Below are 16717 nucleotides of genomic sequence, written 5' to 3' on the forward strand. Positions count from 1 at the left end.
AATAAATTACGCTTTTTTTCGACCTTTGGATTGACAGCACATCGCTGGGCTGTAGAATGCGCCCCACAGACGCGGGATGGAGCAGTCTGGTAGCTCGTCGGGCTCATAACCCGAAGGTCGTCGGTTCAAATCCGGCTCCCGCAACCAAATCGGAAAGGCCACTCAGATGAGTGGCCTTTTTCGTTTGCGTACGTTTTTTTTGATTCCTCCGTATTGCATGTCGACCAATACGCCCCCTATCGCTTAGCGAGCCTAAAGTCTTAGTTACGAGTAACGAATTAGTTCTTTTAGCCAACTTGCTGCTCTATTGCAGGGCAATTGGCGCTGGCCCATCTGCGCTGATAAGAATTAATCATACGATGACCGACTTTACTTATTCAGCCTAGCTCTAATTAACAGCTTTACTATAACGTCATGCTAATGAGCCGACGGCATCTGGTAAAAACGTAAAATCTCATTAAATCAGCGTGTTAAGTAACCCACACGAGAAACCGGTGCTGGCCTCAACAATTTTTTGGCTCGCCCGCTTGACTTCAGTTCCCTTATGACGGATATCTATTCACCACAGGGAGCATTTCGTTACAAAGCAGTTTAAGACCAACTGGACAGGTCAAGTTTTGTAACGCGAGAGTTAAACCCCCAGACTTACCAGCAGCCGCCATAAACACTGGCGATGCGGGTTTGTTCGTCAGCAGCAAAAGAATTTATGAGTTCTGGAAAGTTTTCTGGATGCGGTAGCTTTGCCCGCATTATTGCTAGGCCTGCTGAATTCTGATGGCGTCAAACTCCGACACTGGAAAGTCCGGACCATATAAGAGTTAAGTTCTATACGGCAGTATAAATGTCGGTGGCGGTAGCTTTGCCTGAATTAATTGCAAACGTCGGTTAACACTGGGAAAGCATATTCTTTCCGGATACAGCTCCTGTCCATGCGGCGCGCCAGCTTCGAAACAAAAAACCTTCATAGACAGCGCCGCCCGGCGCTTCTGCTCTAACCAGACTGCTCCGCCTGACATATGCGCAGGGAGAACCATCGTGCCAACTACTTTTTACCGAATGGAAGATCAGGATAGCGCTCAAATTGCTCGCGACATCAATCAAACAGGCTATGCCTGTCTGCCAAGCTATTTAAGCCCCGATCAACTGAGCCAACTAAGAGACCAAGTCAACATCCAGGCGCGACAGCACCACGGTCAGTATTTTGCGCATCATGACGGCGAACAAGTTGCAGGCTCGCTGCTCGCCGTGCTGGGTGCTGCACCGGAATTTCAGGCACTGCTGGACGAGATCTACCGGTTTGGTGCCCGCAGGCCCGCGCATAGCAGCCGCATATACATGGTGATGCGCTGCGTTCAAGGTGAGACGGGACGCAAGGAGTCGAACTGTTTTCACTTCGACGCCTCGCTGGTGACGGCTCTACTACCGGTCGAAATCCCCCAGGAGGGTGAAGAACGAGGCGATCTCTTGTTGTTCCCCAACCTTCGCGGGATACGTAAGTACGTACTATTCAACGTTCTCGAGAAAGCAATTCTGCAGAACGGCCTGAGCCGAAAACTCATCGCCCGGGCGATTGCTATCGGGCTGCTCAAACCTCAGCGTTTGCAACTAGTGCCGGGCAATCTCTACCTGTTCTGGGGTTATCGATCCTTACACGCCAACGAACCCTGCGATCCAGCGAAGCTACGCGCGACTGCCATTTTCCATTACGGCGATCCGCACGCGGGGAGTCTGCTCACCCGAATGATCCTCAGGCACAACCAGCGGCGAGCAAAGCGCGCCAGCGTTATCGGTACGCAACAGGCTATCTGAGCATCCGACAAGGACACTTTCCAAGTCGTCCCGGTTTCCGGGCGGCTGAGCCTCGATAAGGAAATCACCATGATCAACGTGACCAAGTCCTACCTGGGTAGCAAGAACAAGTTCAAGGCGTACGTGGACCGGATCTACAACACCGGCTGGCTCACCAATAACGGGCCGCTGGTGAGCGCACTTGAGCAGCGGCTCAAGGAATACCTCGGCGTCCGGAACATCATCCTCACCAACAACGGAACCATCGCCCTTCAGATTGCCTATCGGGCGCTAGGCATTACCGGCAGTGCAGTCACCACACCGTTCAGCTTCGTTGCAACAACCAGTTCGCTACAGTGGGAAGGCATCAAACCCATCTTTGCCGACATAGACCCGGCCACCTGGAACCTGGATCCGGCGCAGATCGAAGGACATATCCAGCGGGACACTTCGGCCATCGTCGCCACGCATGTATTCGGCAATCCTTGCGATGTCGAGCGCATCGAGCAAGTCGCCAAAAAGCACAACCTCAAGGTCGTCTATGACGGTGCCCACGCGTTCGGCGTGCAGTACAAGGGACAATCGGTCTACAACTGGGGCGATATAAGTACCCTGAGTTTCCATGCGACCAAGCTGTTCCACACCATCGAAGGCGGCGCCATCGTTACCAACGACGACGCCCTCGCCGAGCGGGTGCGCCTGTTGTGCAATTTCGGCATTGTCGATACCGACCAGATCGAAGGTGTCGGCATCAACGCCAAGCTCAACGAGTTCTCTGCAGCAATGGGCATGTGCGTGCTCGATGATATCGAGCTGATTCTCGAATGCCGGGCCGAAATTGGACGGCGTTACGAGCAACGCCTCGGTGACCATTTCGAGCTGCAGATGCTGCAGCGGGACTCCCTGTGCAACTACAGCTACTTCCCTATCGCTCTGGATGATGAAAGCCAGCTACTGCGCTGCCGTTCGCAATTGAACGAGAACGGGATCAATCCTCGCCGCTACTTCTACCCATCGCTGGACACCCTCGAGCACCTGCAACCACAGGCACCGCAGCCGCGATCACGCGCCCTCAGCCGCAAAGTACTGTGCCTGCCCATTTATCCAGGGTTGCCACGCAAGGTTCAGGAAAAGGTCGTGCAGACGCTGATCCAGGAATCGGTACACAGCACACAAGCGAGCCGGACATTGTTTCAGCCATTCGTAGATGCGTTCGGATTGCTCAGCGGCGCCGAGCATTTGCCCAGCGCCGACTGCAAACACGTACCCCTGGCTCCTGGAGGTCAGGCGTAGCTCATGTCGGACTCCAAGCGGCTATCGGTCATTCGCAACACCAGCCTGAACTACATCGGCCAGGCCTACGCCCTGCTGATCGGCATTCTGATCCTGCCGTTCTACCTGGGGCATCTGGGTGCCGAAGCGTACGGTCTGATTGGTTTCTTCGCCGTGCTTCAGGCTTGGCTGCAATTGCTCGACGCCGGGATGTCGCCAGCACTGATCCGGCAGGTCGCGCAGTATCGGGGCCAAGGCGATCCGGCGGATGGCCCTGGGCCTGCTGGGCGCCTGCTGCGCTCATTCGAACTGCTTTTGCTGCCGATCGCGTTGGCCACCTGCATCACCATTTATCTGGGCAGTGGCTGGATCGCTCAGACCTGGCTGCAGGCGCGCGAGCTGAGCACCGGCACCATCATGCAGTGCATCAGCCTGATGGGGCTGATGGTGGGTCTGCGGCTTTACGCAACGCTGTACAAGAGCGGGTTGCAGGGCGTGGAACTGCACGGCTGGCTGAATGCGACGAACATGCTGATCGCCACCCTGCGCTACTTCGGTGGTTTGTTTCTGGTCGCCTACATCTCGCAGGACCCGCTGGACTTCTTTCTGTTCCAGGCGGCCGTGGCCCTCATCGAGACGCTCGCCTTCGCCGGCAAGGCCTACGTTCAGCTGTCCAGTCCTCGGCTGTTCACCGGTATTGACTGGCGGGTGGTCAGGCCGGTGCTGCCGTTCGCCGGCGGCATGTGCTTTACCTCACTGCTTTGGATCGTGCTGACCCAGCTGGACAAGGTGCTGCTTTCCAAAGTGCTGCTGCTCAAGGAGTACGGCTACTTTTCGTTGGTGGCGCTGATTACCACCGGGATCATGACGCTGACCAATCCGCTGGTGCAGACCTTGCTGCCGCGCATGACCGTGCTGGTTGCCGAGGGCCGGACAAATGAAATGGAGCGGCTGTATCTCAATGCCAGCCGTTTCGTCTGCAGCGTGTTGTTTCCGATGGCGGCGGTGATCGCCTGGCACGGTCAGGCACTGATCTTCGCCTGGACGGGCGATTCGGCGGCGGCCGATTGGAGCGAGCGACTGCTGTTCTGGTATGTGCCCGGCAGCGCGCTGATGGCGGTCAGCGCGTTCCAGTTCTACTTGCAGTACGCCTATGGCCAGCTGCGCCTGCACATCTGGTACAGCGTGGTTTCCACCGTGATCAGCGTGCCGATCGTGGCGTATGCGGCTCTTGTGCATGGCGCCTACGGCGCCGCGCTGGCCTGGTTCTTCCTGCGTCTGGCGACCTTCGTGATCTGGCCACCGGTGGTGCACCGACGCTTCGCGCCCGGCCTGCAAGGCGTCTGGGCGCGGGACATGTTGCGGATTAGCGCCATGACCGTATTCGGCGTGGCGCTTGGCGAGCCGCTGTTCGAGCTTATCGCAAGCGACAACCGTTTCGACATTCTGCTGGCGCTGGCTGTGAGCGGCGCAATCTGCCTGCTGCTGGTAGCCGTCAGTTCGAAGCCACTGATCCTCAAGCTCTACCTACTCATCAAGCGAGCACCCAAAAATGGAATTGAAGAGCGAGCAAGCCTTGATTAAACGCTGGGGCGGCAAGACTGAACCGCTGCTAAGCATCGTTTGCCTGGCGTACAACCACGCCTCCTTTATCAGGAAGGCGCTGGAGAGTTTCCTCCAGCAGGAAACGGATTTCCCCTTCGAGGTGATCGTTCACGACGACGCCTCGACCGACACCACCGCCGCGATCATCACCGACTACGCGGCTCGCTATCCGAGCATCATCAAGCCGATCTACCAGACGCAGAACCAGTTCAGCCTCGGCGTACCGTTCAGCACCCGCTTGTTCGCCCGTGCGGGCGGCAAATACATCGCCTATTGCGAAGGCGATGACTACTGGACCGATCCCAGCAAGCTGCAACAGCAGGTGGACTTTCTCGAGCAGCATCGCGAATACGTCATCACCTATCACGATGCGTTCATGTTCAACAGCCAGGGCATCATCCAGAGCCCGCAGCTGACGGGAAGACTGCGCAAGGATGCCACTGCGCAGGAGCTGATGCAGGGCCGCCCGCTCTCGACGCTGACCGTATGTTTTCGCAACCTGATCCAGGAATTGCCGCCCGAACTGCTCGGCGTGGACGTGCTGGATATCTGTTGGTGGTCGCTGCTCGGCGCCTACGGCAAGGGCAAGTTCCTGGATGGGATCAGCCCTGCTGCCTACCGCGTCCACGAGGGCGGCATCTTTTCCATGCGGCCGAGCAGGCAGCGCATCCAGATGACCATGCACGCCCACTACTCGCTGGCGCGCTACTACAACCGCATCGGCAATAACGCCCTTTTCGAGTATTTCCTGATCCAAGTGTTCGGCGAGTGCCTATCGCTGATATCGCCGTTCAGCAAGCTCCAGGCGCTATCGAGCATCGGACAGAACATCAGTCGCAACCTGCTGCGCAAGCTAAGTCCACGGCTGGCCAAGAGCTGATCAGCCCAAACCTGTTTCTTTGCAATAACGCACCATGAGGAAGGACTCCAAATGACTGCCTTGACCCGCTCTTCGCTGGAATATGACGCGGACAACCGCATCGACCTGGCCGGAATAATGCGCACCGCCTACGACCACAAAGCGCTGATCATCGCCATCACCGGGTTGTTCGCGGCCTTGGGCGTTATCTACGCCCTCATCGCCACGCCGATCTACCAAGCGACTGCAATGATCCAGATCGAACCGAAGAAGGCCGCCATTACCGGAGTGCCGGAAATATCCGTACGGCCAGATTCGGTGTCCCAGGCGGTGACCGAGATATCCCTGTTGAAGTCCCGCGCGGTATTGGGCAAAGCGGTCGAAGAACTCAAACTCTATATCGCTGCCAAGCCCCGCCACTTCCCGCTTATTGGCGCATATATGGCGCGTAAGCATGATCCCGCGACCGACGGTGCCCTAGCGGCCCCACTGTTCGGCCTGGCCAGCTATGCCTGGGGCGGCGAGAAGCTCGAGGTGTTCCAGCTCGACGTTCCTGAAGCCTATCTGGGTTTGGAGCTGACACTGGTCACCGGCACCGACGGCAGTTTCACCCTGCGTGACGATGAGCAGCAGCCGATTCTGCATGGCCAGGTCAATCAGGCGGTCGAGAGCCAAGGCTTCAAGGTACAGATTGCGCAGCTGGAGGCTCGGCCCGGTACCGAGTTCCGGCTGGTGCGCAATCGCCCGCAGACCACAGCGCTGGAGTACCAGGATCGCCTGAAGGTCGGCGAGGCCGGCAAGGACTCGGGGATCATCTACATGTCCCTAGAAGATCCGGACCCGCAACTGGCCAGCCGCGTACTGGACGAGATCAGCCGCCTGTACGTCAGCCAGAACATCCAGCGCAGCTCGGCAGAAGCGGCCCAGCGCCTGGAGTTCCTGCGCTCGCAACTGCCACAGGTACGCAAGGAACTGGAGAAGGCCGAGGCGGCGCTGAACAGCTATCAGACCAGTTCCAAATCCGTGGACATCAGTATCGAAACCAAGGGCGTGCTCGATCAGATCGTCGCGCTGGAAACACAGATTTCCGAACTGACGCTCAAGCGTGTGGACTACGACCGGCTCTACACCCGCGAACATCCGACGTACCGAACGCTGATGACGCAGATGGGCGAACTGCAGGCGCAGAAAGCCCAGCTGCTGAAGAAGGTCGATGCCTTGCCCATGACGCAGCAGGAGTTGCTGCGCCTGAGGCGTGACATGGAAGTCACCACCCAGACCTACACGCTGCTGATGAACCAGGCCCAGGAGCAGGACATCCTGCGTGCCGGCACCATCGGCAACGTGCGCGTCATCGACAACGCCTACTCGATGATCGAGAAGCCGTCCAAGCCGGTTCGCCCGCTGGTTGTGGCCATTGCGATTTTCGTCGGCCTGCTGGCTTCGGCGGCGGTCATCCTGTTGCGCCAGGCGTTCTATCGCGGCGTCGAAAGCCCGGACGCAATCGAGAAGCTTGGCGTACCGGTGTATGCCGGGCTGCCCTACAGCGCCTCGCAGGATCAGCTGAACCGCAGCCGCAAAGCGCGCGACGGCAAGACTCGCCTGCTCAGCCTGACCGAGCCAACCGACCTCGCGGTGGAGTCGCTGCGCAGCCTGCGCACCAGCCTCAAGTTCGCCATGCTCGAAGCGCGCAACAAAGTGCTGATGATCACCAGCCCGACACCTGCCGTCGGCAAGTCATTCGTGTCCAGCAACCTCGCCGCCGTCATCGCCCAGACCGGACAGCGCGTGCTGCTGATCGACGCTGACATGCGCCGCGGCTACCTGCACACCCTGTTCGGCATGGCGCCGCGCAATGGCCTGTCAGACGCCCTGGCCAGCGGGCTGAGCCTGGCTGAGATCACCAACCGCACGGAATTGAAGAACATGCACTTCATCTCCGCAGGATTTACCGCGCCGAACCCGTCCGAGCTGCTGATGCACGATAACTTTTCCCGCCTGCTGCGCGAGGCGGAGAAGCTCTACGACTTCATCATCATCGATACGCCGCCCGTGCTGGCGGTTACCGATGCCGTACTGGTCGCCCAGCAGGCCGGCACCAATCTGCTGGTAGCCCGCTTCGGTCTCAGCACGAGCTCGCAAATCGATGCATCCAAGCGCCGCCTCGGACAGAACGGCGTGTTGCTCAAGGGCGTGATCCTCAATGCCGTGAAGCGCAAGGCGTCCACTTCGCCCTACGACAGCGGTGCGTACGGCTATTACACCTATACCCAGCATGCCTGAACGCCAGACAAGGAGGTGCACCGTGCTCAGAACCGTCTCGATGATGCAGCCTTATCTATTTCCGTACCTGGGCTACTTTCAGCTGATCGCGCTCAGCGACGTGTTCGTCCTGGGCGATGACCTGCAGTACGTCAGGGGCTCGTGGATGAACCGCAACCGCATCCTGGTCAACGGTCAGCCCAAGCTGGTTACCTTTCCGTTGAGGAAGGGTCACCAGACCGAACAGATCAGGGAGCGCTGGCTTTGTGATGACTTCGACAAGGAAGCCGAGGCGCTTATGAAGATGCTCGAGCGCAGCTACGCCAGGGCGCCACAGCGCGATTCGGTGCTGCCGCTGATCCGCGGCATCCTGCAGTGCCCCGAGCGCAACCTGGCGCTGTTCACCGAGAACTCGCTGCGCTGCCTGTGCGCCTACCTGGATATCCACACGCCGATCTATCGCGGCTCCAGCCTTGGCTTGCCGGCGAAGATGGACATGCAGGAACGGGTCATCCAGATCACTCATCGGATGGATGGCGAGCTCTACCTGAACCCCATCGGCGGCATGGACCTGTACTGCCCTGCCCGCTTCCGCGCCGACGGATTGCTGCTGCGCTTCCTGCGCATGGACGACATCGCTTACTCGCAGCTCAATCATCCCTTCGTGGCTTCGCTGTCGATCATCGATGTGCTGATGTTCAACAGCCGCGAGGCGCTCAAGGAATTGCTGCTGCGCTTCAGCGTGGTCGAAGGCCACCAGAAAAGGGCAACGCTGACACTGGCTTGACGATACTCAGCCTGCCAGCGGGATACGGGCAGGCCAATCAGGGAAGGACATCCTCATGACACCGAGCAACACCACACGCTGGTATCTGATCCAGACCAAGCCTCGCCAGGAAGCGCGCGCCGAGGAGCACCTATTGCGCCAGCAGTTCGAGTGCTACCGCCCGGTCAAGGCGCCCTCACCGTTGCGCGGCTTGCAAAGCGCCAAGACCGGCGAGGCGCTGTTTCCGGGCTATCTGTTCATCCGCCTGGATTGTATTCACGACAACTGGTACCCGATCCGCTCCACCCGGGGTGTCAGCCGCGTGGTCAGCTTCGGTGGCCAGCCAACGCCGGTACGCGATGAGTTGATCGAGCAGTTGCGACAGCGCCTTGCGCTGAGCGAAGGCGCACCAGCGCCAACGTTCACACCTGGCGAGCGCGTGCAGGTCAGTGGCGGCAGTTTCAGTGACATCGAAGCGATCTTCGTCAGCAGCGACGGCGAGGAGCGCTCGGTCATCCTGCTCAACCTGCTGCAGCGTGAGCAGAAGGTCCGGGTGCCCACCCGCTATCTCCAGTGCTACTCCTGATCCAGGCAAGGCGCTTTGGGCGCACCGAGCAGCCTGACAGGATCAATCAGCGAGCCAACCGATGAAGATCCTATTCCTCAATGCGTTCTACACCCCGCATATCGGCGGCGGCGCGGAAGTCATCCTCCGGCACCTGGCCGAGGGGCTACAGCGCCGTGGTTGCGAGGTGACGGTGCTGGCAACCGGCCCGGACGCCGGCCTCGACATGCAGCTTCAGGACGGCGTGCGGGTCTATCGCGCCAACCTGGCTAACAGCTACTGGCATTACACCCAGCAGCGTCCGAGTCGTGTCGCCCGCCTCGGCTGGCACTACCGCGACCGCTACAACAGCGACATGCGCTGCCATGTGCGCGAGGTGATCGCGCGGGAACAGCCGGATATCGTGGTCTGCAACAACCTTACTGGCTGGTCGATTTCCGCCTGGGACGAAATCACCGCCGCAGGCCTGCCGATCGTCCAGGTGCTGCACGACCTGTACCTGCTCTGCCCAAAGGACACCATGTTCAATCGCGGCAAGAGCTGCCAGCGCCAGTGCGGCCTGTGCTCGGTATTCCGCCTAGGCCATGCCCGCGCCTCGGCGCCGGTGGCGACGGTGATCGGCGTCAGCCGCTTCGTGCTCGAGCGCATCACCGCCCAGGGCTACTTCAGCCGCGCGCGTCAGCATGTGGTGCACAACTGCACGCCGGCCAACCCCGGTCAGGGCAGCAAACCCAAGCAGCGCAGCAATCATCCACTGCGTTTCGGCTATATCGGTACGCTGTCGGAGAACAAGGGCGTCGGCTGGCTGATCGAGCAGTTCCAGCGCCTGGAGATCGATGCCCGCCTGGATATCGCCGGGCGCGGAAAGCTGGACTACGAGGCCCGGCTCAAGACCATGGCCGACCCGAGCAAAGTGAGTTTTCTCGGCTATTGCGACAGCGACGAATTCCTGCAGAGCATTGATGTACTGGTGGTGCCATCGCTGTGGGGCGAGCCGTTCGGCCTGGTGGCCGTCGAAGGCTGCGCCAACCACCTGCCAGTGATCGCCAGCAACATGGGCGGACTACCGGAGATCATCCGCGACGAATGCAATGGCCTGCTCTGCTCGCCCGATGATCCAGACTCGCTCGGCATCGCCATGCTCTGGCTCTACATCGATGGTGCACTGCGGCAACGGCTCGCCAGCCAGGCGCGCGCCAGCGTACTGCCGCTGCTGGACATGGAACGCATGCTCGATCAGTACCAGTCGATCCTGCACGAAACACTTCAGGGAACGAGAATCCACCATGAACCAGAGCCTGCTGATCACCCCGCGGCAACGCGACTCGAATCCGTTGGCCTTCGACAAGCCGACCTTGTTGACGCTGGTCGTCGCCTCGCTGCTGCTGACTGAAACCTTCTCCGGCGCCCTGCGCTATTACTTCGATATGGCTGGGATTTCCTGGCTGCTTTACCTGCCGAAAGTGGCCTGTCTGCTGGCCTTGGGCCTTGAACTGCTGCGCTATCGCGGCTGGCCGGCGTTCTGGCTGGTACTGCTGGGTCTGATTACGTCCAGCCAGCTGGCATTGATGCACGGTGCGGAACTGGCCAACATCGGCTTCAGCCTGTTCATCTACATTCCGCTGCTGTTCGGGCTGATCTGTGGCCGGCACCTGGAGCTGCGACTGGCGCTGTTGAGGCGCGTCATCGGCTTCTGCCTGATTGCCTGCTTCGTCGGAATTGCCCTGGACCTGCTCACCAGCGTGCCGTGGAAGGGCTACAGCTACATGGTCGGCGAGGTGGAACTGAGCGCCAACCGCTCCTGGGCCTTCGACGACATCGACCGCATCGGCGGCTTCGCCCGCATGTCCACGGCGTTATCGGTGATGATCGCGGTGTACAGCCTGTTCATCGCCGCCTTCATCCGGCCACGGCTGCTGCGAATGATGCTCTACGTCGCGGCGCTGGTCGGCATCGTGCTGACCACCAACAAATCCACCGCAGCAGCCTATGTGCTGACGCTGCTGATGATGGTCATCACGAACTACCGCTTCGCCAGCGCGGCGGCCTTTCTCGTCGCGGTGCTGGTCGGGCTGGCATTACCGATGGCCAGCCTGGTGCTGAGCCTTGACCCCAACGCAGCCAACAACGGGACGCTGCTGGCCTCGTTCGCCGACCGACTGATCAACAGCTGGCCGAACTTCATCGAGGTAATCAGCCGTGAAGGTTGGGGTTTGTGGGGCGCGGGATTCGGTGCGGTGGGCAGCGCCGGCCAAGTCTACCCATTGCCGGGACTCGATCTGCTGAGCATTGCCGACAGCACCGCGCTTTACCTGTGGGGAATGCTCGGCGTGTTCGGCGTGCTGCTCTACCTGCTGACCTTTCCGCTCATGCTGCGTTTGCATGAACGTGGACCGCGGCTGCGCAGCGCCCTGCTGCCGATCGTCTTCTGCATCTGCCTGGTGGCCTGGGCCACGGACGTACTTGAAGTGTCCATCGCCACACTTTTCCTCGGGCTGGCCATCTCGCACGTGCTGTCCCCGGCCCGGGCCACGGCCAACAGCCTGTCCGCACAACGGCTTACTGACTTGCAGCACCTCACCTGAGCACCAACCTTCACGGATGATCCACATGACGATGCGCTCTACCTTGCTGAATGCCCTGCTGCTCGGCGGTCTGCTCGGCCAGTCCCTGCATGGCCTGGCCCAGACCACCATCGAGGAGCCCTTCGTCGTCGGCGTTTGCGCCCACGAGTTGCACAAGGGCGACCCCAGCGGCCGCGCCTACGCAATGATGCGCGATGCCGGCATCACCTCCGTGCGCACCGATGCGCACTGGGCCTATGTCGAGCGTCAGCCCGGATTGCTGAAGATCGAGCCGTCGTGGCGCCGCTATCTGAAGGAAACCGCCCGGCACGGCCTGAACACGCAGTTCATCCTCGGCTACGGCAACTCTCATTATGGCGGCGGTGAGAAGCCCCGCAGCGAGCCGGTCAGAGCGGCGTTCAACCGCTACGTCGAATTCATCACCGACGAGTTGAAGGGCCAGGTCGCGTATTACGAAATCTGGAACGAATGGGACGTGGAAAACCCGCACGACCCCAAGTTCACCCAGGACTATGCCCGGCTCATCGCCGATGCGTCGGGCATCATCCGCCAGCGCGCCCCCAACGCGAAGGTGCTCGCCGGCGCTGTGACCACCCAAGGAATCGAATCGGGCTTTGCCCTGCGCCTGCTTGAAAACGGCCTGATGCAATCGGTGGATGGCTTGTCGCTGCACCCCTATGTGCATTGCCGGGGCTGGCGACGCAATACGCCCGAGGCCTGGATCGACTGGATGACCGAGGCCGACAAGCAGCTGACCCGCGCCGCCGGGCGCCCGGTTCCGCTCTACCTGACCGAAATGTCCTGGCCATCGCATCAGGGCGCCTGCGGCATCGACGAAACCTTGCAGGCCGCGTACCTGGCCCGCGCCTACTTTCTCGCCAAGACGCTGCCCAGCATCAAGGGCATGTGGTGGTACGACTTCCGCAACGATGGCACCGACAAAACAGAGCGCGAGCACAACTTCGGCCTGGTCCGGCAGGACTTCACGCTCAAGCCGGCTTACCCGGTGCTCGCCGCCATCAGCGAGATCGTCAGGGAGTACAGCTTCGTCAGCCGCGAAAGTGCTGCAGGTGACGTGACGCTGCTGCGCTTTGCCCGCGACGACGACGAACTGTTGGTTGCCTGGAGTGCCGGCAAGCCTCGCTCGATCGAGCTGCGCAACAATGAAAAAACCCCAGGCCGCGTGGCGCTTATCGACACCGCGCAGCCACAGCACGGTCGCGTAACCACCACAACCGAATGGAAATGTTCAGCCACGGGTAGCGGCTGCAGCGCCACGGTAAAGCTCGATGGCTTCCCGAAAATCATCAGCATGCATGCGGTGCGAGACGAAGGTTGACCGGCCTGGCCAGCCGCTCACGCGTGCTTACGAAAACAACGCACCATCCCGCAAGGAGAGCCCCTTCATGATCGTTATCAACGCTCGTTTCCTGACCCAGGAAACCCGCGGCGTGCAACGTTTTGCCGAGCAGGTCTGCCTGGAGCTTGGAGCCATGCGCAAGGATCTGACCTTCATCGCGCCCCATGACATCCGCATGCATGCCAGTGCCGAGCGCCTGCAGGTACGGCGTATCGGCCGCAATCAGGGGCACTTGTGGGAGCAATTCGACCTGCCCCTGTGGCTGGCCCGCCACCGCTATCCGCCGCTGGTATCGCTGTGCAATACCGCACCGCTGATCTACCGCAACCAGATCGCCACGCATCACGACATCACCTATGTTCGTCATCCAGAGAGCTATTCACGCACCTTCCGCAGCGTCTACCGGGGGCTCACGCCGCTGCTGCTCAAGCGCATAAAAGCGCTGATCACGGTCAGCGACTTCTCGCGCAAGGAAATCGCCCGTTACTACGGCTACCCGAGCGAGAAGATTTGCGTGGTACCGAACGCTGTAGCGGCGAAGTTTCATCCGCTCAGTGGCGGTGATCGCAGGGACAACGACAAGCCATACCTGCTGGCTGTGTCCTCACCGAACGCCCACAAGAATTTCGCGCGAATGGTGACGGCCTTCCTTAGCCTGGAAGGCTTCGACGACGTGGAACTGCATATCGTCGGCGACTCGCACTCGGTCTTCTCCGGCGGCAACTGCAGTGTCGATGGCAGCCCGCGCGTGCGCATGCTGGGCCGGCTGAACGACGAACAGCTGGTACGCGAATATCAGGGCGCGACGGCATTCGTTTTCCCCTCGCTCTACGAAGGCTTCGGCATTCCACCACTGGAAGCGCAGGCTTGCGGTTGCCCGGTAATCGCCGCACGCGCTGCATCCATCCCTGAAGTGCTCGGCGAGAGCGTGCTCTATTTCGAGCCGCTGAACATCGAGGACATCGCGCGTTGCATGCGCCACGTGCTGCAGGACGCAGGGCTGCGGGATGACCTGCGCACCCTCGGCCTGGCGAATGTCGAGCGCTACTCCTGGAAGCGATCCGCGCAGACGGTATCGCAACTGATCGACCAGGCGCTGATGGGCAAGCCCAGCCCGCCGTCGCTCATCGCCTGGTCACCGGATCGCCACTGACGCCGGCCCGAACGCTGTTCCCCACTGATTACCCAAACGAGGCAGACCATGGAACGGTTGGCACATATCGACGCGCTTCGTGGCGGCGCGGCAGTACTCCTGATGACCCAGATCCTGCTGGTGCCAGCACTGGAGGCAAACTGGCTGATGCAACACGGCTTAGACACGGGGCTGCTGGCATGCCTCTGGTTCCTGCTCGGCGGCGGGTTCATCGTGCCGGCCAGCTTGCATGCCGGCACTGAAGACGGGCGCGGCTTCGTCATCCGGCGCCTGTTACGCCTGCTGCCGGTCTATCTGGTCGCAGTGCTCTTGACTGCCATCGTGCTGCCGGCGGCACAAGCCTGGTTGCCTGGCGTGACGACAGCAAGTACCGGCGTGGCATACGATGCGATTGGCGGTTACGGCGCGCTGCCGCCACTTCTGCTGTTCTACGCGCTTTGCCTTGCGCTGCAGGCGCTCGGCCTGCTGCACAGTGTGAGCCTACGTGCCGGCTGCGCACTCCTTTTGTTGGCGGCCGCGCTGCTGCTGGCATTGGTACGTCAGCTGCTCGACATGGCACTGCCCGTGACGCTACCGCTGGTGCTGTCGCTGATGTTCTTCGCTTCGATCTGGTACGAAGCTCAACACGAGAGCAGCAGCTATGCCCGCCGCCGCGCCCGCGAATACGTGCGCTACACCCTGAAGGTTTATCTGCTGGTAATACCGGTCGTGTTCATCGCCGGCTGGTCTGCTGCCGGAACGGCCTGGCCGCGCGAGCTGATCAGCTATGCCCTGGCGATCGCGACCTTTCTGTTGTTCACCAGCCGGTTGCCATTGCGTGCGCCAGCCCTGGTGTGGCTCGGCAGCCTCAGCTACTCGCTTTACCTGTTACTGCCGGCCATGCAGCGCCTGGGTGAGCGATTGGCCCAGGCACTTGAGCTCACCGCCCCGACCGCATCCGTCGTCGGTGCCGCGCTCGGTCTGCTGCTTGCAATCGGCAGCGCCCTGCTCTGTCGCCATCTGCTGGATCTGCCCCTGGCCCACGCCGGCAAACGCCTCACCGGACAACGCGACCCGCTGCCGCTGGTACGTCTGCACAGCCGCTGATCGCCACCGCTCTGCCTGTCGCGGCATCGCCGCGCATCATTTTTCAGATCAAGGATGTCATGCCATGAAAGTTGCCATCGTTCACGATTGGCTGGTGACGTATGCCGGCGCCGAACGCGTGCTTGCCGGTCTTTGCGCCGTCTGGCCGGAAGCCGACCTGTTTGCCGTCATCGATTTTCTTTCCGATGAAGACCGTGCCCACCTCGGCGGCAAACGCGCCACCACCACCTTCATCCAGCAACTGCCGAAGGCCCGCAGTCATTACCAGAAGTACCTACCACTGATGCCGCTGGCCATCGAGCAGCTGGACATGTCCTCCTATGACCTGATCATTTCCAGCAGCCACGCGGTGGCCAAGGGTGTGCTGACCGGCCCCAACCAGCTGCACATCAGCTATGTGCATTCGCCGATCCGCTACGCCTGGGACCTGCAGCACCAGTACCTGCACGAAGCCAGCCTGGAACGCGGCATCAAGGCCAAGCTCGCGCGCATGCTGCTGCACTACATGCGCATGTGGGACCAGCGCACCGCCAGCGGCGTCGACGAATTCATCGCCAATTCGCACTTCATCGGCCGGCGTATCAACAAGGCCTACCGGCGTCAATCGACGGTGATTTACCCGCCGGTCGATACCCGCCAGTTCACCCTGCACGAGGCCAAGGAAGACTTTTATCTCACCGCCTCACGCATGGTGCCGTACAAGAAGATCCCGCTGATTATCGAAGCCTTCGCGGCGATGCCGGACAAGCGCCTCATCGTCATCGGCACCGGCCCGGAAATGGAAAAGGCGCGCGAAGCCGCCGGCGCCAACGTCACCCTGCTCGGCTATCAGAGCTTCGAGGTGCTGCTGCAGCACATGCAGCGCGCCCGGGCGTTCGTCTTCGCTGCAGAGGAGGATTTCGGCATCGCGCCGATCGAGGCCCAGGCCTGCGGCACGCCGGTAATCGCCTTCGGCCGCGGCGGCGTGCTGGAAACCGTGCGTGGCCTCGACCATCCCGAGCCCACCGGGGTGTTCTACCCCGAGCAAAGCGTCGCCTCGATCATCGCCGCCATTGCCCAATTCGAGGTGCAGCACTCACGCATCAGTGCAGCGAACTGCCGCAGCAATGCAGAGCGCTTCGCCATCGAACGCTTCCAGCAGGAAATCCGTGCCTTCGTCGAGGCTCGTCTGCGCGAGGCCAGGGCCTACGACGGCCAAGACTTCTCACCTTCCGCGGTACCCAGTACGTCGATCTATCCGGCCACGGTGGTACCGATCAAGCACGCGTGAAAACGCCCCTACATTCACTTATGAGGTTTCAAGGATGAACACAGTAAAGAAGTGGATGAGAGCGACCCGCGCTCTCGGGTTTGCTCTCATCGTGACGACAGAGCCAGCAAGCGCAGTCGTGGCAACCGAGTCGCCGCGGGCCACCA

At 60.8% G+C, this 16717-nt stretch carries 13 protein-coding genes and 1 tRNA gene; all 14 read left to right on the forward strand.

The features are described 5' to 3' along the window. Positions 1–70: 70 nt before the first annotated feature. The 14 genes from SM130_RS13390 to SM130_RS13455 all read left to right on the forward strand — a co-directional run bounded on the left by SM130_RS13390 (position 71) and on the right by SM130_RS13455 (position 16571). Positions 71–147 (forward strand) — tRNA-Met (locus tag SM130_RS13390). Between the two features lie 909 nt (positions 148–1056). Then, positions 1057–1809, forward strand: coding sequence for a hypothetical protein (locus SM130_RS13395; RefSeq protein WP_102825560.1), 753 nt, complete (start codon positions 1057–1059; stop codon positions 1807–1809). Between the two features lie 69 nt (positions 1810–1878). Continuing rightward, positions 1879–3081: a DegT/DnrJ/EryC1/StrS family aminotransferase gene (locus tag SM130_RS13400; protein ID WP_102825559.1), complete on the forward strand. Its 1203-nt coding sequence runs from the start codon at positions 1879–1881 to the stop codon at positions 3079–3081. A 3-nt stretch (positions 3082–3084) separates the two neighbouring features. Continuing rightward, positions 3085–4644 carry a lipopolysaccharide biosynthesis protein gene (locus SM130_RS13405; protein WP_102825558.1) on the forward strand — a complete coding sequence of 520 codons (1560 nt, stop codon included), beginning with the start codon at positions 3085–3087 and terminating at the stop codon, positions 4642–4644. Next, complete coding sequence (locus SM130_RS13410) at positions 4613–5545, forward strand: glycosyltransferase family 2 protein (protein ID WP_102825557.1); 933 nt, start codon at positions 4613–4615, stop codon at positions 5543–5545. The genes SM130_RS13405 and SM130_RS13410 overlap by 32 nt, the downstream gene beginning before the upstream one ends. Before the next feature lie 51 nt (positions 5546–5596). Beyond that, positions 5597–7807 carry a polysaccharide biosynthesis tyrosine autokinase gene (locus SM130_RS13415; protein ID WP_102825556.1) on the forward strand — a complete coding sequence of 737 codons (2211 nt, stop codon included), beginning with the start codon at positions 5597–5599 and terminating at the stop codon, positions 7805–7807. 22 nt (positions 7808–7829) lie between these two features. Beyond that, positions 7830–8573, forward strand: a complete 744-nt coding sequence (locus tag SM130_RS13420; RefSeq protein WP_102825555.1) for a WbqC family protein — start codon at positions 7830–7832, stop codon at positions 8571–8573. 55 nt (positions 8574–8628) lie between these two features. After that, positions 8629–9138 carry a transcription/translation regulatory transformer protein RfaH gene (gene rfaH, locus SM130_RS13425; protein WP_102825554.1) on the forward strand — a complete coding sequence of 170 codons (510 nt, stop codon included), beginning with the start codon at positions 8629–8631 and terminating at the stop codon, positions 9136–9138. A gap of 61 nt (positions 9139–9199) precedes the next feature. Further along, positions 9200–10510: a glycosyltransferase family 4 protein gene (locus SM130_RS13430; protein ID WP_102825553.1), complete on the forward strand. Its 1311-nt coding sequence runs from the start codon at positions 9200–9202 to the stop codon at positions 10508–10510. Beyond that, complete coding sequence (locus tag SM130_RS13435) at positions 10404–11702, forward strand: hypothetical protein (RefSeq protein ID WP_102825552.1); 1299 nt, start codon at positions 10404–10406, stop codon at positions 11700–11702. The genes SM130_RS13430 and SM130_RS13435 overlap by 107 nt, the downstream gene beginning before the upstream one ends. A gap of 25 nt (positions 11703–11727) precedes the next feature. Further along, on the forward strand, positions 11728–13041 hold the full coding sequence (locus SM130_RS13440; protein WP_181019270.1) for a hypothetical protein: 1314 nt from the start codon (positions 11728–11730) through the stop codon (positions 13039–13041). Between the two features lie 67 nt (positions 13042–13108). Further along, positions 13109–14215 (forward strand): glycosyltransferase family 4 protein, encoded by a 1107-nt coding sequence (locus SM130_RS13445; protein ID WP_102825550.1) that lies wholly within the window; start codon positions 13109–13111, stop codon positions 14213–14215. A gap of 48 nt (positions 14216–14263) precedes the next feature. Next, positions 14264–15301 carry an acyltransferase family protein gene (locus tag SM130_RS13450; RefSeq protein WP_102825549.1) on the forward strand — a complete coding sequence of 346 codons (1038 nt, stop codon included), beginning with the start codon at positions 14264–14266 and terminating at the stop codon, positions 15299–15301. Between the two features lie 64 nt (positions 15302–15365). Next, entirely contained in the window at positions 15366–16571 is a 1206-nt protein-coding gene (locus SM130_RS13455) for a glycosyltransferase family 4 protein (protein ID WP_102825548.1), read from the forward strand. Positions 16572–16717 lie beyond the last annotated feature (146 nt).

It is taken from the genome of Stutzerimonas stutzeri (assembly GCF_038561965.1).
Taxonomy (GTDB): Bacteria; Pseudomonadota; Gammaproteobacteria; order Pseudomonadales; family Pseudomonadaceae; genus Stutzerimonas; species Stutzerimonas stutzeri_AA.